The organism is Clostridium ragsdalei P11 (genome assembly GCF_001675165.1).
In the GTDB taxonomy this organism is placed as follows: Bacteria; Bacillota; Clostridia; order Clostridiales; family Clostridiaceae; genus Clostridium_B; species Clostridium_B ragsdalei.
The window spans coordinates 93,878-114,240 of record NZ_LROS01000075.1; the positions used below are offsets into that span (position 1 = coordinate 93,878).

At 33.3% G+C, this 20,363-nt stretch carries 20 protein-coding genes; 1 reads left to right on the forward strand and 19 read right to left on the reverse strand.

The genetic code is table 11. From position 1 onward, the window contains the following. Nucleotides 1-157: 157 nt before the first annotated feature. Nucleotides 158-790 (forward strand): RusA family crossover junction endodeoxyribonuclease, encoded by a 633-nt coding sequence (locus tag CLRAG_RS18360; protein WP_065079720.1) that lies wholly within the window; start codon nucleotides 158-160, stop codon nucleotides 788-790. A 62-nt stretch (nucleotides 791-852) separates the two neighbouring features. Here the strand turns inward: CLRAG_RS18360 and CLRAG_RS18365 are convergent, their stop codons facing one another. The 19 genes from CLRAG_RS18365 to CLRAG_RS18455 form a co-directional block, all read right to left on the reverse strand. Beyond that, a complete protein-coding gene (locus CLRAG_RS18365; RefSeq protein WP_065079721.1) occupies nucleotides 853-1,437 on the reverse strand; it encodes a DUF1836 domain-containing protein in 585 nt (194 codons plus the stop codon). A 302-nt stretch (nucleotides 1,438-1,739) separates the two neighbouring features. Then, on the reverse strand, nucleotides 1,740-2,114 hold the full coding sequence (locus tag CLRAG_RS18370; protein WP_065079722.1) for a DUF1667 domain-containing protein: 375 nt from the start codon (nucleotides 2,112-2,114) through the stop codon (nucleotides 1,740-1,742). Nucleotide 2,115: 1 nt separating this feature from the next. Further along, the gene (locus CLRAG_RS18375; RefSeq protein ID WP_065079723.1) at nucleotides 2,116-3,381 is read right to left on the reverse strand and encodes an NAD(P)/FAD-dependent oxidoreductase; all 1,266 of its coding nucleotides are present in this window, start codon (nucleotides 3,379-3,381) and stop codon (nucleotides 2,116-2,118) included. Between the two features lie 21 nt (nucleotides 3,382-3,402). Beyond that, the gene (locus CLRAG_RS18380; protein ID WP_065079724.1) at nucleotides 3,403-4,854 is read right to left on the reverse strand and encodes an NAD(P)/FAD-dependent oxidoreductase; all 1,452 of its coding nucleotides are present in this window, start codon (nucleotides 4,852-4,854) and stop codon (nucleotides 3,403-3,405) included. A gap of 199 nt (nucleotides 4,855-5,053) precedes the next feature. After that, on the reverse strand, nucleotides 5,054-5,896 hold the full coding sequence (locus CLRAG_RS18385; protein WP_065079725.1) for a formate/nitrite transporter family protein: 843 nt from the start codon (nucleotides 5,894-5,896) through the stop codon (nucleotides 5,054-5,056). A 24-nt stretch (nucleotides 5,897-5,920) separates the two neighbouring features. Continuing rightward, nucleotides 5,921-6,556, reverse strand: a complete 636-nt coding sequence (locus CLRAG_RS18390) for a DUF3786 domain-containing protein (protein WP_065079726.1) — start codon at nucleotides 6,554-6,556, stop codon at nucleotides 5,921-5,923. Between the two features lie 311 nt (nucleotides 6,557-6,867). Next, the gene (locus CLRAG_RS18395) at nucleotides 6,868-7,212 is read right to left on the reverse strand and encodes a DUF8180 domain-containing protein (RefSeq protein ID WP_065079727.1); all 345 of its coding nucleotides are present in this window, start codon (nucleotides 7,210-7,212) and stop codon (nucleotides 6,868-6,870) included. Between the two features lie 23 nt (nucleotides 7,213-7,235). Beyond that, on the reverse strand, nucleotides 7,236-7,430 hold the full coding sequence (locus tag CLRAG_RS18400) for a CooT family nickel-binding protein (RefSeq protein ID WP_065079728.1): 195 nt from the start codon (nucleotides 7,428-7,430) through the stop codon (nucleotides 7,236-7,238). 194 nt (nucleotides 7,431-7,624) lie between these two features. Then, entirely contained in the window at nucleotides 7,625-9,559 is a 1,935-nt protein-coding gene (gene acsV / locus CLRAG_RS18405) for a corrinoid activation/regeneration protein AcsV (protein ID WP_065079729.1), read from the reverse strand. 37 nt (nucleotides 9,560-9,596) lie between these two features. Beyond that, nucleotides 9,597-9,971 (reverse strand): glycine cleavage system protein GcvH, encoded by a 375-nt coding sequence (gene gcvH, locus CLRAG_RS18410; protein WP_063554284.1) that lies wholly within the window; start codon nucleotides 9,969-9,971, stop codon nucleotides 9,597-9,599. A 156-nt stretch (nucleotides 9,972-10,127) separates the two neighbouring features. Beyond that, a complete protein-coding gene (gene acsB, locus CLRAG_RS18415; RefSeq protein ID WP_065079730.1) occupies nucleotides 10,128-12,254 on the reverse strand; it encodes an acetyl-CoA decarbonylase/synthase complex subunit alpha/beta in 2,127 nt (708 codons plus the stop codon). Between the two features lie 58 nt (nucleotides 12,255-12,312). Continuing rightward, nucleotides 12,313-13,098 carry a carbon monoxide dehydrogenase/acetyl-CoA synthase methytransferase subunit gene (acsE, locus tag CLRAG_RS18420; RefSeq protein ID WP_013240360.1) on the reverse strand — a complete coding sequence of 262 codons (786 nt, stop codon included), beginning with the start codon at nucleotides 13,096-13,098 and terminating at the stop codon, nucleotides 12,313-12,315. Between the two features lie 110 nt (nucleotides 13,099-13,208). Beyond that, nucleotides 13,209-14,561, reverse strand: a complete 1,353-nt coding sequence (acsC, locus tag CLRAG_RS18425; RefSeq protein ID WP_065079731.1) for an acetyl-CoA decarbonylase/synthase complex subunit gamma — start codon at nucleotides 14,559-14,561, stop codon at nucleotides 13,209-13,211. A gap of 38 nt (nucleotides 14,562-14,599) precedes the next feature. Further along, nucleotides 14,600-15,544, reverse strand: coding sequence for an acetyl-CoA decarbonylase/synthase complex subunit delta (acsD, locus tag CLRAG_RS18430; protein WP_065079732.1), 945 nt, complete (start codon nucleotides 15,542-15,544; stop codon nucleotides 14,600-14,602). Between the two features lie 18 nt (nucleotides 15,545-15,562). Further along, complete coding sequence (locus CLRAG_RS18435; RefSeq protein ID WP_065079733.1) at nucleotides 15,563-16,336, reverse strand: ATP-binding protein; 774 nt, start codon at nucleotides 16,334-16,336, stop codon at nucleotides 15,563-15,565. Nucleotides 16,337-16,474: 138 nt separating this feature from the next. Next, entirely contained in the window at nucleotides 16,475-17,857 is a 1,383-nt protein-coding gene (lpdA, locus tag CLRAG_RS18440) for a dihydrolipoyl dehydrogenase (protein ID WP_065079734.1), read from the reverse strand. A gap of 34 nt (nucleotides 17,858-17,891) precedes the next feature. After that, entirely contained in the window at nucleotides 17,892-18,773 is an 882-nt protein-coding gene (locus CLRAG_RS18445; protein ID WP_065079735.1) for a methylenetetrahydrofolate reductase, read from the reverse strand. Between the two features lie 22 nt (nucleotides 18,774-18,795). Next, a complete protein-coding gene (locus CLRAG_RS18450) occupies nucleotides 18,796-19,446 on the reverse strand; it encodes a methylenetetrahydrofolate reductase C-terminal domain-containing protein (RefSeq protein ID WP_013240366.1) in 651 nt (216 codons plus the stop codon). 27 nt (nucleotides 19,447-19,473) lie between these two features. Next, entirely contained in the window at nucleotides 19,474-20,328 is an 855-nt protein-coding gene (locus CLRAG_RS18455) for a bifunctional 5,10-methylenetetrahydrofolate dehydrogenase/5,10-methenyltetrahydrofolate cyclohydrolase (protein ID WP_065079736.1), read from the reverse strand. Nucleotides 20,329-20,363 lie beyond the last annotated feature (35 nt).

Genomic DNA, 20,363 nt, shown 5'->3' on the forward strand with positions numbered 1-20,363 from the left:
GATTTTTTGCGGCAGCTAAAAATCATCCTTCACTATTAACTTTTCATTATTAATTCTTAACTTGCGAGGCTTTGCTTCGTATTATTTTTATATTAATTCAAAATTTCTTATGTGGCAAAGTTAAGTTATCTAAACTTTATATACTGGAGAAATAAATATGATCAAACCTTATGCAAAAATTGTAGTAAAAGGTTCTCCTATATCTAAGTCAAATTTTAAGCTGTTTAACGTAAATGGAAGAGCCATATTGCCCTATAATTCCGGGAAATATCACGACAGATATGCCCTCTATGAAGAAGAAATAGCTTATGAATGCAGAAGTCAAAATCCTGGACTAGTTATAGAAGAATCCCTTATAGCCCTTTTAAAAGTATACTATAAGAGTAAAAAAAGACACCCTGATACCAACAACATAACTAAAAGTATATTTGATGGTATTGAAAAAAGTGGACTCATAATAAATGATGCCCAAATTAGAAGATTAATCATAGAAGAACATTATGACCAGGATTATCCTAGATTTGAACTGGAGTTATTTGGTGAGAGTACTTATGACATGAGCTACAATGTTTTTAAAAAAACTACCATAGATGAACCTATAAACTACTCACCTCCTCCAAATAAGAAAAGAAGCTTTAAAAACACTAAAAAAACATCAAGTTTCCATGAAGAGCATGAACATCGCGTATGTGAAATTTGTCAAAAATCAGTAAGTAGTAGTGAACTAATATCTGCAAACAAAGGTACAGTCATGATTTGCAAAGATTGTTTTAATAAACTATTTAAATAACTTTTTAAGCTCTTATTGTACTTGTACATAAATTTGCAAGTCTGCAAGTTTATGTACTCAATTTATTTTTCAAAGAAATTATCTATTATACTTTCCGCCATTTTCTTTTCTATATTCGCCCTTACAATCAACATAACTACAACTGTTATAAGTTTATTTTCATCCTGTTCTAATTCTTCCCCATTACAATTAAAGGTATCATTCTCAGTGATTTTTGATTTAAAATCTTTTACAAAACTCTCCACTTGAATTTTTTCTATTTTCAAAAAATCCTGGTATATCTTATCTAAATCTTTTGTATGATCTTCTCCTTCTTTTATAGATTCAGCTAGAGAAGAAAATAAACTCTGTATATCACCTATGGATAAAATTTGTTTTAAGTAATATGTCAATATAATAAGTATCATATGCTGCTTAGAATATTTTTTCTTTTTAGGCGGCATTAGTATACCTGCTTTAGTATAATTGTTTATCATAGTTTTAGTAATAGCTGTATCTTCTTTATTTCTCTTTAAATATCCTAACTTTTCTTCAATAAAAGTAGTTACCTGATCCATGTATAAATCTATATCTGGTATGCTTTCAAGTTTTAACTGTGTAAAATTTCCAAGCTCATTTGTCAATTCATCTAATGTAATTTTATCCATATTATACCTCCTAGCTTTATCCGATGGTTACCATCCGTAATACCCCCATCGCACTCTGTGAAAGCAACTATCACCAAATTAAAGATTTGGGATATCTGCTTTTCTTATAAAGTGGGGGATAACGGCTGCTACGCCCCTAGATAACGATTTCTAAGTTTCAGATGGAGAAAAAACTCCACCTGAAACCAAGAACTCTGTTTATCTCCAGTAAATTCTCAATATTATTATAACATATTCTTCTAGAATAATATTTATTTACTGTTACACTACTGTTTACTTGCTGTAGCAAAAAAGTAAGTATGTTAGCTTCTCTTACTTCTTTTTACATTTTTCGTAGCTATAATATTTATTCCTGAATTTACTACATTTTCTACTATTATATCTCCTATTTTAATAGGTGCCTTAACTACTTTTCCCTTGAGCAGCTTTATACAATCAAATACCCTGTCTTTAGGGATGTCCCTTTCTGTTTTAACTGGAAGTACATCCATTTCTCCGCCTTCTACATATACAGAAGAAGTAACTATCCTAGTAGGATTAGTACATTCCTTTTCTCCATACTCTTTTCCATTTTTACATGTATTTCCAGTAACTTCTACAACTTTATCCTTATTAAGCTTAACTAAAAGCTGACATCCCATAGGACATCCTATACAAGTTAATTCTCTTGTACTCATACTACTGCTCCCTTTCCAGCTTTATTGTTATCTCCCTACAATTCGTATATTTATTCAGCAGCTCTTTACTAATATTAACTGTTTCCATTTTTCCTGGAGTAAGTATCCTCTTTTTTATGTACATTTCTCTCGTCTTATCAAAATAAACTGATATAAAACTATCTTCAAATACATCCCCTACTCTAAATCTAACATCTACTGATTTTTCTACATTTTTAGAATTTATATACTTTGGTACTGTATACCTGACACCACTAGCAGCTATAACTTCTATTTTATGTCCACTAAATCTTTTTCCGTCTTTTACATATCTAGCTGCATTCTTACCTGCATTTATGCTTTCTAATGTTACATTATCAACTAAATCATGAACATGTAATACATTTCCACAGGCAAATATTCCGTCTACATTAGTCTCCAAACTTTCATCAACTATAGGTCCTCCTGTTACATCAGATAAATTTATTTCAGCTTTTCTCGAAAGTTCATTTTCCGGCAAAAGTCCAACAGATAAAAGCAAAGTATCACAAGGTATATATTCTTCAGTACCTTCAACAGGCTTTCTATCTTTACCTACTGCAGCAATAGTCACGCCTTCTACTCTTTCCTTTCCCTTTATATCTATTACGGTATAACTTAACCTCAGTGGAATTCTAAAATCATCAAGGCACTGCACTATATTTCTCTTAAGCCCGCTAGAATAAGGCAAAAGTTCCACAACAGCTTTTACTTTTGCCCCCTCAAGCGTCATTCTTCTTGCCATTATGAGACCTATATCACCAGAACCAAGTATTACAACTTCTTTTCCCGGCATATATCCTTCTACATTTACAAATTTTTGAGCTGCTCCTGCTGTATATATCCCAGCACATCTGCTTCCCGGTATATTTATGGCTCCTCTTGGTCTTTCCCTACATCCCATAGATAAAATTATAGATTTAGCCTTTATTTCAATTATACCTTCTTCTTCATTCACAGCCGTTATGCACTTATCTTTATTTAAATCAAGCACCATAGTATTTAATTTATATTGTATCTTTAAATCTTCTACCTTATCTATAAATCTCTGAGCATATTCAGGTCCTGTCAATTCTTCTTTAAAAGTATGGAGACCAAATCCATTATGAATACACTGATTTAATATTCCCCCTAGTTCATTTTCTCTCTCTAGTATAAGTATATTATCTATCCCTACTTCTTTAACTGATATAGCAGCTGCAAGCCCTGCAGGCCCGCCTCCTATTATTACTACATCATATTCTTGCATATTTTAAACCTCCAAATTATCCTAATTTATCTGATGCCAAGAACTCTGTTTATCTTTTCCTACTAATATATTTGAATTATTTCCAAACTTAGTTACGTCTTGTGGTGAGATCTTCAATTCTCTTGCCAAAATCTCAACTACTCTCGGTGAGCAAAATCCTGACTGACATCTTCCCATGCCTGACCTAGTTCTCTTTTTCACAGCATCCATTGTCCTTGCACCAAGAGGCCTCCTTATGGCATCTAATATTTCTCCTTCTGTAACAGTTTCGCATCTACATATAATTTTACCATACTTTGGGTTACTGGCAATCATACGTTTTCTCTCTTCATTTGTCATTTCTCTAAATTTAGGTATTCCTTTTCTTATAGGGTTAAATTTATCGTTCTTTTCTGGTTTTAGCTTACTAACTACAATATCTCTAACCATTTCTGCTATAGCAGGAGAACTGGTTAAACCAGGTGATTCAATACCTGCTGCATTTATAAAATTCTCCGCATCCTCTGCTTCTCCAATTATAAAGTCTCCTTCTGTACTATGTGCCCTAAGCCCAGAAAAAGAAGTTATAATCTGTTTCATTTGCAGCTTATTTACACTTAAAGCTGCCTTAGAAATTACAAAATCTATCCCTCTACTTGTAGTAGTTAAGTCTGTTTTATCTTCTATATCTTCTGCATCAGGCCCTATAAGCAAATTTCCATCTACTGTAGGAGTAACTAAAACTCCTTTTCCCTTCTTAGTAGGTAATTGAAATATAGTCATTGAAACTGTATGTTCTGCTGTCTTATCAAATAAACAATATTCCCCTTTTCTTGGAACTATTTTAATTTTTCTAGCACTTATCATATTATTAATTTCATCTGAAAACAATCCTGCTGCGTTTATTATAAGTTTCGTTTCTATATTTTCTCTATTTGTTTCTATTATATAAAATTTCTTACTCTTTTTTAAAGATATTACTCTTGTATTTAATTTAAATTTCACTCCATTTACAGCTGCATTTTCAGCCAGTGCTATGGTCATTTCATAAGGACAAACTATTCCTCCCGTTGGAGCATATAGTGCAGCAACTACATTTTTTGATATATTGGGTTCTATTTGTCTTACTTTATCCCCATCTATTATTTCAAGATCAGGAACTCCATTTACAATCCCCTGTTGTTTTAATTTCTCCAGATTTTTCACCTCAGATTTATTAAAGCAAAGCACTAATGAACCAACCTTTTTAAATGTGAAATCTAATTCTTTAGAGAGGTTATCAAACATACTATTTCCAATCACATTTAGTTTACTTTTTAACGTATTTGGTTCTGCATCAAACCCTGCATGAACTATACCACTATTTGCTTTGCTAGTACCATTTCCCACATCAGAATCTTTTTCTACCACACATATATTAAGTTTATATCTACACAACTCTCTTGCTATAGCATTTCCAACAACTCCAGCTCCTATAATAGTAACATCAAACACTGAATATTCCTCCTTATGTAATAGTAAAAAATAAAAAGAGCCAACCTTAAGGCACCACTTAAATGTCTTAAAATTTTGGCTCTCTTTTTACTCTGTCATAACCATATTTCTTAATATTAAATTAAGTTTAACATATGCGATCACACTATTCAAGAATAAAGAATGATAATTAAATAACAATCAAGGGTATAAAAATACCTTATTTATATACCCTCACCTTTTGTTTAGAAGATTTATATTTATAAACAACAAAATATGCTAACCCAACAAATACTGATCCTCCAACTATATTACCTAAAGTTACAGGTATTAAATTATGAACTATTCCAGCTGTAGATACTATTTTATCTTGCGAAATTCCTGATGCTGCTACAAATGAAGCATTGGATTTTGCAAAAAGTCCAGCTGTTAAAAAGTACATATTGGCAACACTATGCTCAAATCCACAAGTTACAAAAGTCATTATAGGAAACCATATTATTAAAATTTTACTTATCATATCTTTAGCTGCAAAAGCACCCCACACTGCAAGACATACTAAAAAATTACACATTATTCCGCTGCAGAAAGCAGTACCAAAAGAAAGTGATGCCTTAGTAGAAGCTACCTTTATAACCGTTCCACCAAGCTTTCCACTACTCATACCAAAAGTCCCTGATTCAAATACTAAAAAAGCTACAAGAACTGATCCTATAAAGTTAAATATGTAAACTACTATCCAGTTTTTAATCATAGGCTTAAAGGTTATCTCTTTGCCAACTAGTGGCACAACCATTAGACAATTTCCTGTAAAAAGCTCTGCTCCACATATAACTACTAACATAAGTCCTACCGGGAAGACAGCTCCTCCTACAAGCTTTGCAACTCCAACATTTGTTATGCCATGAGATGCAACGGCAGAAACAACACCACCACATGCAATAAACGCCCCCGCGAGTATTCCAAGTACTGCTTGTTGGTAAGTCTTTAGTGCTGCTTTAGAACAACCCGCTCCTACAGCAGCATTACATATTTCATTTGGCTTTAACATATTATTTTCCATTTCGAGACCCCCATCTCTTATCTCTTATTTCTTATATGCTAAATTTGTTATAATTCCTATAGATGTGTCTCCTACAACAGCTAAATCTTCAGCCGTAAAATAAAATGGCACATTACTATTGAATAATATCTGGGACGAAGGTGCAAATTCTTCATCACCTTCCCATAATGCAAAAATAACATATATGTTGTTTAAAAATCTAAATTTATAAGCAGCATCCCCCATGCTTACTTCTTGAGCTCCTAGACTTTCAAACACTTCTTTAAATTTGTTTATATTGTTTCCAAAGGTTTTAGATAATCTTAATAGGCATCTCCCATAAAAATTATTATAATACACATTTCCGCCATCCACTTCTCTATAGGTTATATATTTATCAGAAGGTGCTAATCCTTTGCCCTGCATCAGATATCTCAAAATTAAAGTCCTAGGAGGATATTTTTCCATTTCAGAACCATCCTCATTAAGAACCTCACCGGAAGGATATTTTACTACTACATTTTTTCCCATCAATTTTACTTCTATTTCCCCTCTGGATTCATTGTATACGCACCCTGTATTTTTTGCCATTTCTTCAGGTTTAAAATTCTTAAATACACTTTTATAGTGATCATAGGGTATTTCATCCTTTGGTTTTTTGTCTATACCATTCTTGTACATCTATTACATCCCTCCAAAACAAATAGCATTATTATTTTTTTAATTTTCTAATAATTATATAATCTCCTCATAGATGGTATATAGGACTAAACAACTTCAACCCTATATTTTTCTATCTGATGGCTATCTACTGTAACACTCCCACTTCTATCAAAGTGGGAGATACTAGAACTCTTGAGCTTTAGCGATTTAGAGTTCTTATGCTGTGCATAACAGTAGCTACGCCCCTAGATAATTCATCTAAACTTAGTGGGTCCCACTAAGTAAGATTCATTGATAAAATTGAAGTTGTTTAACAAACCTAATCTAAGCTATTCCATATGCTTTTCTGCTTCTTCCAACATATTGTCAGCTTGCTTCATAAAGCCGATTGCCTTTTCAATAAATTGTGAAGTTTCTACTTTTCCCATATTTTTTGCTTTCTCTACCCATTCTGCAAATCCTTCTTCATGGGATTTATTATGCTCCACCCAGTGAGCCAAAAGTATTTTTAATGTTTTTTCTTCCTTACTTTCATCTCCATCTAACATTTCATGAGTATGATGGTGATCATCATCGTGAACATGTGTATGAGTATGAGCTATACCATCATGATAATGTTCATGAGTATGAGATGCATCGTCATGATGGTGGTGACATTCATGTTCGTTGTTCATTCTAGTACCTCCTTATACAATAGCTACATTGCCTTTTCTATTACAATCTTATGCTCCAAAAGTCTTACTTCCTTTAACATGCCTTCTATTATCTCTTCTTCTCCTAAAATGTCTGTCAATGACAACTTACCATTTTCTTTTGGAATTATATCCACTACATAATCCATAATTTTACGTTCACCTTCAGGTGTTACCAAATAAGCTGTTGATTCACACATTTTTATTACCTCCTCTTAAATTTTACATATAAACAGGGTATTAATTCTGATATCAGGTAAGGTACTCGCCCAACCTGATATCAGAATAAATGTTTACCCTAAGTTAAAAATTAACTTCAATTTAAGTATACTCCTTTTACTATGTTATTAAAATAACATAATGATAAAATGGCAGAATATTAATTTTAATATGATTAAATAGATTTATCTAAAAGCTTCTTAACACTAGGAAATTTTTCTATATCCGTATGTGGTAAAAAGCAAGCTGATACAAACTGATCCATATATAATGGATCTACACTAAGCTCTACATAGGTCATATGATTTGCTATTTCCTCCAGTTTGTGCCTTGCATCCTCACTCATCAGTGTCAAATAGCATCCCATAAGAGAACTATTACCTATATAATTTATTTTATGCTGATCTATATCAGGCAGCATTCCTATCTTTACAGCATTACCTATATTTAAACTATTTCCTATGCCTCCTGCTATATAGATTTTATCAATCATGGTAAAATCCATTCCCAGGTTATTTAAAAGTGTAGTAATCCCAGAATAAATTGCTGCTTTTGCCCTAATAAAATTGTCTATATCCACATCTGTTATACTTACATCTCTATCCAAATCATATTGTTCTTTAAAAACTAAAATATATTCCCCTATTCCGTTTTCATCAAATCTAACTCTATTAGTTTTTAAATTTTTTACTATTTTGCCCTTCCTATCAATAATTCCTGCAAACATCATTGAACATATTAAATCTATAATACCTGAACCGCATATTCCAAGAGGCTTTTCATTGCCAATAACGCTAATTATAGGTTCATAGTCACTACCTATTTTAACCTTTTCTATGGCACCTCCTGATGCCCTCATTCCACAACTTATTTCTCCACCTTCAAAGGCAGGTCCTGCAGAACAAGCACAGGTCATCAGATATTCTTTATTTCCAAATACAATCTCACCATTTGTTCCTAAATCTATAAATAGTATATTATCTTCAGTATTCCACATTCCCGAAGACAATACACCTGCAGTTATATCTCCCCCTACATAACTTGCTACACAAGGGATCAAATATATAAATGTTTCAGGGTTAACTTCTATATTTAGTTCGGAAGCTTTTATAAAAGGAGTCTTAACAAAAGCAGGTATATATGGCTCCATTCTTAAAAAATTTGAATACAACCCCAAAAAAAGATGAGACATAGTTGTATTACCAGCCGTAACAAAGGATACCACTTGTTCCTTTCTTATTCCTGAATCCATATACATCTTATTTAAGAGGGGATTTATAGTTTCCTGTATCACTGCGTGATTCAATTCCTGTAGTCCGTTACCTTTAGTAGAATACATTATTCTGTTTATAACATCTGCTCCATACTTTATTTGAGCATTTCCAGATGAAGCTTTTGCAATTAATTCACCATTGTACAAATCCACCAAACACGCTGCCACAGATGTAGTGCCAATATCCACTGCCACTCCATAAATCTTATCTGTCGTATCCCCTTTTTCTATATCAATAATTGTAGTTTTACCTACTCCTCTAGGTATATGAGTTATGGTTACTTTAAAATCTGCCTCTCTCAAAAGCTGAGGTATCTTCCTCAATATGGGTAATCTACAAAATACATTACTGCAATTTAAATGATTTTTAATATGCCTTTTTAATCTTTCAAAATCAGATATATTATCATTTAAATTAGGAAGATCTAACTCTAAATAGTCCTTCCTTACATAAGTCTTAAATTCCATACCACATTTTAATATTTGATTTTTAGCTCTTTCAAATATTTCATATTCTCTCTTGCTTGAGAAATCTTCTATTTTCATTCCATGCATTGAAGAGGATGCAGTTCCTGGTATTTCTACTGATATATCTTCTTTAACCTTACACTGACAGGCAAGCACATATCCTTCCTTTTTTTCTTTTTCTGTAATATGCCTGCTATCTTCTGATATAACATTTCCAGCTGTTATCTTAACTTTACATTTTCCACAGGACCCACTTCCATTACATGGAGTGTCTATAAATACACCTGCTTTTCTTATAGCCTCCAGCAGATTTTCTCCTTCTAAAACATCTATTTCTTTGTTGTATGGAGTAAATTTAACTTTTACCATATTTTGTGAATACCTCCTTGTGAAAAGTAACCTTTGTTTATTTCAAACCTGCTTCGTATTCAGAAGCATCTACTAAGTTTTTAACTTCTCCACTGTCTTTTACTTTTATTTTTACTATCCATGCATCATAAGCATTCTCATTTATATATTCTGGTTCATCATCTAGTTTTTCGTTAATTTCGAGCACTTCTCCAGATAATGGAGATATTACATCTGAAGCCTTTTTAGATGATTCAACAACTCCAAGAGAAACTCCTTGAGTAATTTCATCTCCTACATCTGGCATTTCTACAAATAATATCTCTCCAAGTTGATCCTGTGCAAAATCACTTATGCCTATAAGTGCTGTGTCTCCTTCAATCTTTGCCCATGTGTGTTCTTTGCTATACTTTAATTCTTTTGGAAAATCCATAAGTAACACTCCTTTATAAATTAAATTTTTTATAATTGGATGAGTAAACGGTTTATACAAAATTTCAGACTTACACTCTCAACTTAATAATTCATTTATTAAAACAATAGTGACAGCTGCTCCTGTCACTATCATTTAAGTACTTAAAAAATTTTACTACATTATTGGATCCATCTTTAATGCAGGATGGCCTTTTTCTTCCAAGAATTTTAATACTTCTTCAGATTCTGTAGCTATAGTTTCATCACAGATCATATCTGCAAAATTATCTATATTATATAATTCCTTTGCTGTCTTATTTAATTTTTCTGCAACAAAGTCTTTTAATTCTTTTGGCATCCAAACTATTCTACCAAGTCCACCTTCACCTTTCATAAACTTCTTTGAAGCTATGAATTGTCTTCCATGTCCCATAAATCCTGGAGTATGAACTCCACCACCTGTCATAGATGCAAGTTCACCAAATGTCATTCCAAGAGGAGTTGTTGCTCCAAATTCCCTGTTTACCATTACAACACCATTTGCTTCTGGCATTATACCTGTAATACACTCAAAACATCCACAGGAAGTCATTGGATCTTGTAATATACTGTATAATGTAACACTCTTTACAGCGCCTTGAGAAATTTTTGAAACAGTTTCATTTACTTTTTCCCAAATACCTAAATTTTCATCAACCACGCCTTCTTTTGGAACTGCCTGACATGGTCCTGTTGGATTCAATTCAAGTGTAGCTTTAGCATCAAGCCATGAAACTGCACCGCAAAGTCCAAGTCTTTCAGGAGTTACTATACATACATGTGCAGGTGCAAATGATTGACACAAATTACATGAATAGAAAGTATCAACTTTTTCATCAACTAATGATTCAAGTCTTGCATCTCTTTCTGAATATCTAGGTACAGCATATTTGCCTTCCAATTCTTCAGCCTTATCTGGATCAGTTATTATAGTTACTTCACATTTATCTACAACTGAACCAAATTCATCTAACATTTTAGCATATATTACTTCACCAAAATGTTTCAATCTAAATCCTTTTTCAAAAGCTTCCTTACCTATTCTTACCCAAGTAAGATTTCTCTGACCAACATGCATTACTCCTTCTATATAGTTTAAGAAGTAGTGAAGTCTTCTTTCAAGCACTGGCTCAAAATCCTTCTGCATATTTGTTCCACTTACTTTAATAAGCATTCCAAGAGGCATTCTTCCAGGAGCCTTATCTATAGTATCTATATCTGGTCCTATAACTTCTATCTTGTGATCTTCAACTTCTCCCTGATCTGCACACATAACTAATTCCCAAGCTTTAGTCTTATTTCCACCAAACTCTGCAAGCATATCATTCTTTCTTATTCTTTCACCTTCAAATGCTGCTGCAAAAGCAACTGGAATTGGGATCTCAGTTATCTTTATCTTTATATTCCTAGCTTCTAATGAAGTTTTAACAACTTTATCGTAATCTTTTTGAGTTAACAACAATGTAGGAACTTCTGGTACAACCTGATCAGTTATTACAGGGAATCCAAGTGCTATAGCTCCTGCACCTGCTGAAACTACAAGTTCGCTTAATGGTCCAAATGCATTTACAAAAGCAGGTACTCTTTCTGCTGTATATTTCAATATATCATTTAACTGTCCGCCCTTAATTCCTCCGAATATAAGTGCAGCTCTTATAGCAAAACTTACAATATGAATTACGGATGTAACATCATATCCAAGTGGAATAACCCTGAGGTCAAGTCCCATCTTAACTTTGCCTTCTATAGCCTGATCTATTACTTTGCCTACCAAACAAGTAAGTAATCCTTTTGATTGGTAATCCTTTATTACTTTTGCTGCAGTTTCAGAATCTGGGAATTCTCCAAGTACAACTGCTACACCTGGAACATCACCTGTAACAAGTGGTACTCCAAATGATCTAATTATTGGATCTGAGATAAATCCTACACATGGTTCTGCGTAAGGAGCATCTGAAAGGACATACTTTGCAGCTTCTATAATTTCTGCTGCAACAGCTGTTGCAAGTCCTGAATTTAAAAGCTTATCAAGCATTTCCTCCTCAACTATCAAACTTCTTACTATATCTAATGCACCTTCTAATTCTCCTACATTAGTTATCTTTTTTCCTGTAGCTGCAAAAATTACTAATAATGAATATGCAGTATCAGGAAATGCTACTTTATAGTCTCTACCCTTCTCGTCAACAGCTTGCTTAACTATGCCTTCAGCAGCTGCTAAAGCCTGCTTTGAACCAGTGAATACAGTTTGAAATAAATTCATTTTTAGCCCCTCCTAATTTAAAATATTATATATTATAACTCTAAATTATAACTCTAAATTATAACTCTAAGTAAGAATCTGCATATAAAACAGCACCATTTACAACATCACAAGTCTTTATTGTCTCCATTAATCTCTTATCACATGGATTCATTATTGCAGAAGTAAGACCACATTGTATTGCCATAGCTGCAAAAGTTGCATCCATTATTGGTCTTATTTCCTTAGGTGCTCCATTTGAAACATTGCTTAATCCACAGCAAGTTCTAAGACCCATATCACTTATTAATTTAATAGCCTCTAATACTTCTTTTTGTTTATCCTGCATGCCCTTTATTACTAAAAATAATGGATCAAACAGTAAATCTGTAGGCTCCATTCCAAGACCCATACCTTTTTCAAGCATTTCTGTACAATATGCTATTCTTTCATCATTGTCTTTTGTTATTCCTTCTTTTGCACAAAGAGCTATGCTCATAGCATCATACTCTGCAGCTAAATCTATATTTCCAATTCTTTCTCCTGCATCTGCAGAATTTATGATAGGTTTTCCTTTTTCTCTATTGTAAACTTTAAGTCCTGCCTCTATAGCCTTCTTATTTGTTGTATCAAGTGCTAGTGGAACATTGTCAAATTCACTTTGAAGAGCCTTAACACCCCACTGCATTATTTCTTCTCCATCTTTTCTTGCTGGTCCTATATTAAAATCTAGATAATTAGCTCCTGCATCCAATTGTTCTTTTGCTCTTTTAAATATTGGTTCAGGATTTCTCTCCTCAATAGCCTTCCTTATAGATGGAGATATGCAGTGAATTCTTTCGCCTATAATCATAAATTTATCCATGTTCAGATGACCTCCTATTTACCTTAATCTTTATAAACTAGTGTTAATTTATATTGTCAGGCAATAATTAAAAATTTTTAATTATTGCCTATTTCTTACTTAAATATTTCTTACTTAGCAGTTAACTCTTTTAATAACTTAGGAATAAACATAGCTTCTGTACTACTAATTACTATATTCCAGTCTGGAAGAAGTTCCTCTAATTCGCCTTTCAAAACTGCAACCTTTCCTGGGATTAAAAGAGTTCTGTTCTTAGTCTTCTCTGATATTCCACATTTCTTTATTTCATCAGCTATTGCAGCACCAGTAAATTTACCTGCAGCCCAAGATGTAAGAACAGAATATCCACCTGCATCTGGTATAACCATCCATACTGGAACTTTAGATCTTTCAACTTCTCCTGAAACTAGGAAGTAAGTAAGAGCAAAGTCAACAGTACATAATACTGGTGAGTTTTCATCTGGGTTGTTAATTCCATGTATGCCCAAATCAACTGTCATTGGCTTTTGTGGATCTGTAAATACATTCTGTCTTATACTATAAAGAGGAAGTGCTCTTGCATAATCCATATCACTTAAAACAAGTAATGAACCATATTTCAAAGTAAATAATGTAGATAAAGCTACTTCCATAAATTTATCAGCTTTAGTAAGTTCATCTAGGAATAGTATAGAAGGATATCCAAAAGTTCTATCCTGATTTTCAATATTTATTCTTCTAATTTGAACTGTATTTTCAAAAGCTTCTTTAATGGATTTTCCACCTGGATCAAGTACTAAGTTCTTATATCCTAATTTTTGTATTTCTTCTACTAAACCATAAAGAGCTTCCAATCCGTCTGCCTTTACACCTAAAGCTAATTTATCTTCTTTTACAAGTTCAACCATTTCTTTGAAGTTATCTTTATTAGCTCCATAAACTAATGGATTTTCATCTTTAACTAGTGGAAGAGCTTCTTTCATTACTGCTGCATCTTCACAAACTAGAGCATAAGCTACTTTTACTCCACTTGCTTTTATTTTATTTATCAAAGCAAGATATTTGTCTTTATTTCCTGCATATTTTATTGCAGCAAATTCGGTTTTCATTTGTTCACCGATTCTAACATAATCTACATCTTTTATATGTTGGATCTTAGCATCTACTTCTGCATCATCCATACTATCGGAAAATGCAACTGCAAATCTATTTCTATTTACAAAAGTTTTTTCATGACGGAATAAAACAGTTTCTCCACCTAATTTATATTCATTATCTCCCTTACCAATAGTTATTGTCTTCATAATTGGTGCAGTAGCTTCAGCTAATTTTTCCATTGCCTCATCACTCATATGAGGACATTTTCCTATTTCCACAGCTCCTGCTGCTACTTTCATTGAAAAAGCTAGACAAGTAGGAAAACCACAATCCTTACAATTCTTTTTTGGTGTTAATTTAAATATATTTAATCCTGTTAAAGCCATTTTTAATCCTCCTTATTTAATCCCAGTATAAATTTTAATTAACCTAATAATTCCTTAATAAAATTTCTAATTACTTCTACAGATTTTGGATGACGTAATATTACAGCATCTGTTCCTGATGCTAATACTCCGGATGCTGTTGCAACTTCCATGGAAACTGTTCTGTCTTCCTGACTTCCCCATTGTGGTGAATCTTCTTCTGAATCCATTGCTTCTTTTACTTTGCAAGCTTCGAAAGAAACAGGGCTTATTATAGGAATTTGAAGAGTTTTATCATCTTGACCAAGTGCTGCAAGTTTTACTCTGTCTAAAGTTGATATAACATATTCATAACCATATCCACCTGCTGCACATCCTACGTTGTCAACAAACTTTGTATTGTCTATTCCAAGTTGATTCATTAAAATATTTATCTGTTTTGCAAGGTTTATATCAACTGAAGATTCAGCTACAACTTTGTCATTATAAGCCATTACGCCTGCAGCTCCTACTGTCTTATAATTATCTTCTACTGCAGACATTAAAAGTATATTGTGTCCTTCAGTTTCCTGAGCAACTTTTTCAAATAATTTTGCATCTTTTTCATGATTTCCTGTACCTGCAACTACTAATGGAGTTTTTATAGCTTCAACTACTGCTTTAGCTGTTTTAGCACAATCTTCTGGTGCAGCATCTGTACCGTTTGGATCAGCACTTATAAGTCTTAGGCATATAAAATCTGGACTATATTTTTCTTCTACAAATTGTGCCCATTTAACAGGATCTTTTGCAACATCCTTGTATATGTCTTTTAAAGGATCTATCCAGTCTTCTGGATATACATCCAAAATTTCCATACCTACTTTTGGGCTATTTCCTGTATCTCCATCAAAAGTGTAAAATGGTAATACTGATTCTCCTCCTAATTTTAATACTTTTTCTCCTGTTCCAATTTCAACTTCACCAATTTTGCCTGAAAATTTTTGTGTTGGTTTTTTGAACATAATGTATGCCTCCTTAATTTAATTTTCAAATTGAATTTTTGATAGTATTTCATTCAATGCTTTTCTGCATGAAGAATCCTCTGGCAGCTCTACTAATGCTTTTCCATCTGAATCAAATTGATAGACCATTTGGTCCATCGGCACAACTCCTACTAAATCCAGTTCTTGCTTTTTTATTTCTTCTTTTATTCCTGAATTCAATTTACCTTCTGGAGCTCTATTTACGATAAGAAAGATTTGGCCAACTTTTAACTTTAATTCAGCAACTAACCGTTTTATTCTTCCAACAGCCTGTATGCCTCTTCTGGAACAATCGCTTATCAGAAATAGAGTATCAATAGGATCTATAAGTTTTCTACTTAAGTGTTCCATTCCTGCTTCATTATCAACTACTATGTAATCATAATTACCAGAAAGTGAATCCACTTGTGCTTTAAGTATTCCATTAACATAACAATAACATCCTGGCCCCTGGGATCTTCCCATAACAATAAGGTCATAACCGTCTCCTTCAGCTACTGATGCATTTAATTTATACTTTAAATAATCTGCTTTCATCATACCTCCAGGAAAATTATCCCCTTCAAGTGATTTTTTATTTACGTCCTCTTTTATTTCTCCAATAGTTTCCTCAATGTCTGTTCCAAGTACTTCATTTAAATTAGCATTTGCATCAGCATCTACTGCTAAAATAGGTCCTGAACCTTTTTTTGTCAAATAATCTATTAAAAGACCTGTCAAAGTAGTTTTGCCGGTACCACCCTTACCTGCTACAGCTATTTTATATCCCATAGTACAACCTCCTTATATTGCTGTGTTTCAGATTACTTATAAAAAGCCTATTATAAATTTTATGCCTCTTATGTAGAAAACATCTTTAATTATATATTATATGTATAGGGCACGATAGCCCTATACACATTAAACAATTTAATCAACAGAATGAACACATTGTTTGTGTACATCATGAAGAGCTTCCATCATTGCCTCAGATAAAGTCGGATGTGGATGAATAACTTCACCAACTCGTTCTGCTGTTAAACCAAGCTCACAAGCAACACCTAATTCTGAAATCATATCTGTTGCTCTATCACCTACAATAGCAGCTCCAATTATTACGTCCTTTTCGTCTGTAATAATCTTTACAAATCCTTGTAATTTACCCATAGCTTGAGCTTTTCCAAGCCCCCTAAAGTCAAATTTTCCAACCTTGTACTGGATTCCTGCTTTTTCAGCATCTTTCTCTTTCATACCTACAGAAGCTATTTCTGGTTCTACAAATGTACAACCAGGTACTGCTTTGTAACTCATCTTCTTCTTTTTATCTAAAACTGCATTTTGAACAGCTACAATACCTTCTCTTTCAGCTACATGTGCAAGAGCAGCAGTAGGAATTAAATCACCTATTGCATAAACTCCCTCTACATTAGTTTCTAAATATTCATTTACAATTATTCTTCCTTTTTGATCTTTCTTAATACCAATATCATCCAAACCTAAACCTTCAGCATAAGCTCTTCTTCCAACTGCTATGAGAAGTGTTTCAGCCTCTAAAACTTTTCCGCTTCCCAATGTAGCAGTTACCGTATCACCTTTAACTTCTACACTAGTTATACCATCGCCTACAAAGTATTTAATCTTATGCTGTTTGAAAATTCTCTGAAGTTGTTTTGCAACATCTTCATCTTCAAGTGGTGCAAGATGTGGAAGAGCTTCAACTACCTTAACTTCTACTCCCATACTATTTAAGAAGAATCCTATTTCACATCCTATAGGACCTCCACCAACTAGTATCATTGACTTTGGAAGTTTCTCTAAATTCAAAACTTCATCTGAAGTTATAACCTTTTTACCATCATACTTGAATACTCCAGGTGTAACAGGTACAGAACCAGTAGCAAGTATAATTTTATCTGCCGTTATGGATTCTTTAGATCCATCCTGCTTTGTAACCTCTACCTCTTTATTGCTTATAAGTTTTCCTGTTCCCCTTATAAGCTTTACCCCTCTATGTTCAAACATATATTCTATGCCTTTTACAAGTTGATCTACTACTTTATCTTTTCTCTTCATAATTGCATCAAAATCAGGTTTTACTTCACCTTCAACATTAATTCCAAATTTTGATGCTCCTTTTATTACACTTAAAACATCTGTGGAAGCAAGCAGTGCTTTTGTAGGTATACATCCTACATTTAAGCAAGTTCCTCCTACAGCTTTCTTCTCAACTACAGTAACATCTGCTCCTAAAATTGCAGCTTGCAGTGCAGCTACATATCCTCCTGGTCCTCCACCAATTACAACTAATTTCATTCCTAATCGCCCCTTATTTTTTAATCCTATATTTTTATAATCCTGCTTCGTCCAATATTAATGGCACATTTTCTTCCGCACCAATTGCCATTATATGAACTCCATCGCAAAGTCCTGATTCTTTTACGGCCTTTATAAATTCTCCTGCTATCTTTATGCCTTCTTGAACTTTATCCTCAGCATTTTTCATTCTATCTATAAGTTCATCAGGTACGAATATACCAGGCACGTTTTTATTCATGTATTTAGCCATACCAGCTGACTTTAAAGGTATTATGCCTACCATAACTTTAGCATCTACACCTTGAGCTTTAGTCTCTTCTTTGAATTTCTTTAAAGTTTCCATATCATAAACAGCTTGAGTTTGAAAGAATTTAGCTCCAGCTTTAATTTTCTTCTTCATCTTTATAACTTGAAGCTCTAACGGATCATATCTAGGTGTAACACAGGCCCCTAAAAAGAAATCTGGTTTCCCTTTTAAATCAGTTCCACCCATGTCTTTTCCGCCATTTAAAATGCTTGCCACCTGTAATATTCCAACACTATCTAGATCATAAACTGGCTTTGCACCAGGGTGATCTCCTGTAGCAGTATAATCTCCAGTAAGAGCTAAAACATTTTCAATTTCAAAAACACCTGCAGATAACAATTCTCCTTGAATTGCTATTCTGTTTCTATCTCTTCCTGTTATTTGAAATACAGGTTCTAATCCTGCATCTTTTAACACTTTACAAGTAGCTAAAGATGTAGCTTTTAACGTAGCAGACTGAAAATCCGTTACATTAACTCCATGAACTCTTCCTTTTATCTTTTTGGCACATTCAATTAAATGAGAAAGATCCGTTCCCTTTGGAGGTGCCATTTCAGCTGTAACTGCAAACTCTCCCTTTTCAAAAGCTTCCTTCAATAAGCTCATTTTTTAATCCCCCTTCTGATTATTACTTAGCATTTAAATTTATTTTTCTAGGATGAGCACTTATTTGATAATCTCTTGGCTTTCTTAATTCTGTCAAATTATCGAGCTGTCCTAGTTCTTTTAATTTATTGTATATTAATATCCAAGCACAATCATTTTCAGGATCAACTTCACATTTACCATCTCTTGCACCACCGCAAGGTCCATTCAAAAGTCCCTTTGCACACATTGTAATTGGACATATTCCCCCTGTCCATCCAAGCTGGCAATTTCCACAAGCTTTACAAGCTTCTGCATATTGTCCAACTCTTTCTACTTCGCCTATAAACATAGTGTTATTACCTGGATAAACGGGAATCTTTACTAACTTGGCTACAGTTTGAGTTCCATCACCACAAGCTAGGGATACTACTGCATCTGCTTCTTTTAATTCAGCTTTTAAGGACTTTAAATCTTTTCTTGTTTTTAAAAGATTGCAGGAAGGATCAAGTATTTTATAGCCTAAAACTTTTTTGCCTTGTTCTTCTAACTTGGCTTTCATTGCTAATACTTCTTCTTCTCCGCCTACTTTACAGGTAGTTGCGCATAAAGAACATCCTGTGATTATTACTTTTTCACTGTCTTTAAGGTAATCCAATAATTCATCAAAAGATTTTTTTTCTGAAATAATCATATTTATTCCTCCATTTATTTCACAGGTTTATAGGTTATTTTGTAACTTACAGGCCTTTACAATATGCTGTGCAAGTATAGATGATGTAACAGAGCCTACTCCTTTAGGAACAGGTGTTATCATTGAAGCTTTTGATTCACAGTCTTCTGTATCTACATCTCCACATAGCTTTCCACTTTCATCTACATTTATGCCTACATCTATAACTACGGCACCATCTTTTACATATTTTGAATCTATCATTTTAGCTTTTCCTATGCCTACTACCAGTATGTCTGCCTGGGAACAAACCTTTGGCATATCAGTAGTTTTTGAATGACATACGGTAACTGTAGCATTTTCATTTAATAGGAGCATGCACGCTGGTTTTCCAACTACCATAGATCTTCCTACTATAACTGCATTCTTTCCCTTCATAGGAACTTTATAATGCTTAAGGATTTCTATAACAGCAGATGGTGTACAAGGTGCAAATCCTGTCATATCTTTTTCCATCAATTTAGCAACATTTACAGGACTAAAGCAATCTACATCTTTTTCAGGGGCGATTATATATTTTATAACGCTTTCATCTAATTGCTTAGGAAATGGTCTGAATACCATTATTGCATTTACAGTCTTGTCCGCATTTATTTTTTTCAATTCTTCAATAAACTTGTCTTGTGATATATCTGCTGGTAGCTCTTTAACAACTGCCTCTATTCCAATTTTTTCGCACTTTTTTAGAGCTCCTTTTTCATAAGCAAGGTCACTTCCGTTTGCTCCAACTCTTACTAATGTAAGTTTTGGAGTAATACCCTTTACCTTTAAATCATTAACTTCTTTAGTTAAAGCTTCACTTATAGCATCTGCCACTGGTTTACCTTTAATTATTTGACCCATACTTATATCTCCTTCATATTAAAATTAGCTATCTG

Coding starts and splice junctions, on each gene's coding strand:
- CLRAG_RS18360 (WP_065079720.1), top strand. CDS start 158: ATGATCAAACCTTATGCAAAAATTGTAGTAAAAGGTTCTCCTATATCT.
- CLRAG_RS18365 (WP_065079721.1), bottom strand. CDS start 1,437: ATGGATAAAATTACATTAGATGAATTGACAAATGAGCTTGGAAATTTT.
- CLRAG_RS18370 (WP_065079722.1), bottom strand. CDS start 2,114: ATGAGTACAAGAGAATTAACTTGTATAGGATGTCCTATGGGATGTCAG.
- CLRAG_RS18375 (WP_065079723.1), bottom strand. CDS start 3,381: ATGCAAGAATATGATGTAGTAATAATAGGAGGCGGGCCTGCAGGGCTT.
- CLRAG_RS18385 (WP_065079725.1), bottom strand. CDS start 5,896: ATGGAAAATAATATGTTAAAGCCAAATGAAATATGTAATGCTGCTGTA.
- CLRAG_RS18390 (WP_065079726.1), bottom strand. CDS start 6,556: ATGTACAAGAATGGTATAGACAAAAAACCAAAGGATGAAATACCCTAT.
- CLRAG_RS18395 (WP_065079727.1), bottom strand. CDS start 7,212: ATGAACAACGAACATGAATGTCACCACCATCATGACGATGCATCTCAT.
- CLRAG_RS18400 (WP_065079728.1), bottom strand. CDS start 7,430: ATGTGTGAATCAACAGCTTATTTGGTAACACCTGAAGGTGAACGTAAA.
- acsV (WP_065079729.1), bottom strand. CDS start 9,559: ATGGTAAAAGTTAAATTTACTCCATACAACAAAGAAATAGATGTTTTA.
- gcvH (WP_063554284.1), bottom strand. CDS start 9,971: ATGGATTTTCCAAAAGAATTAAAGTATAGCAAAGAACACACATGGGCA.
- acsB (WP_065079730.1), bottom strand. CDS start 12,254: ATGAATTTATTTCAAACTGTATTCACTGGTTCAAAGCAGGCTTTAGCA.
- acsE (WP_013240360.1), bottom strand. CDS start 13,098: ATGGATAAATTTATGATTATAGGCGAAAGAATTCACTGCATATCTCCA.
- acsC (WP_065079731.1), bottom strand. CDS start 14,561: ATGGCTTTAACAGGATTAAATATATTTAAATTAACACCAAAAAAGAAT.
- acsD (WP_065079732.1), bottom strand. CDS start 15,544: ATGTTCAAAAAACCAACACAAAAATTTTCAGGCAAAATTGGTGAAGTT.
- CLRAG_RS18435 (WP_065079733.1), bottom strand. CDS start 16,336: ATGGGATATAAAATAGCTGTAGCAGGTAAGGGTGGTACCGGCAAAACT.
- lpdA (WP_065079734.1), bottom strand. CDS start 17,857: ATGAAATTAGTTGTAATTGGTGGAGGACCAGGAGGATATGTAGCTGCA.
- CLRAG_RS18445 (WP_065079735.1), bottom strand. CDS start 18,773: ATGAGCTTATTGAAGGAAGCTTTTGAAAAGGGAGAGTTTGCAGTTACA.
- CLRAG_RS18450 (WP_013240366.1), bottom strand. CDS start 19,446: ATGATTATTTCAGAAAAAAAATCTTTTGATGAATTATTGGATTACCTT.
- CLRAG_RS18455 (WP_065079736.1), bottom strand. CDS start 20,328: ATGGGTCAAATAATTAAAGGTAAACCAGTGGCAGATGCTATAAGTGAA.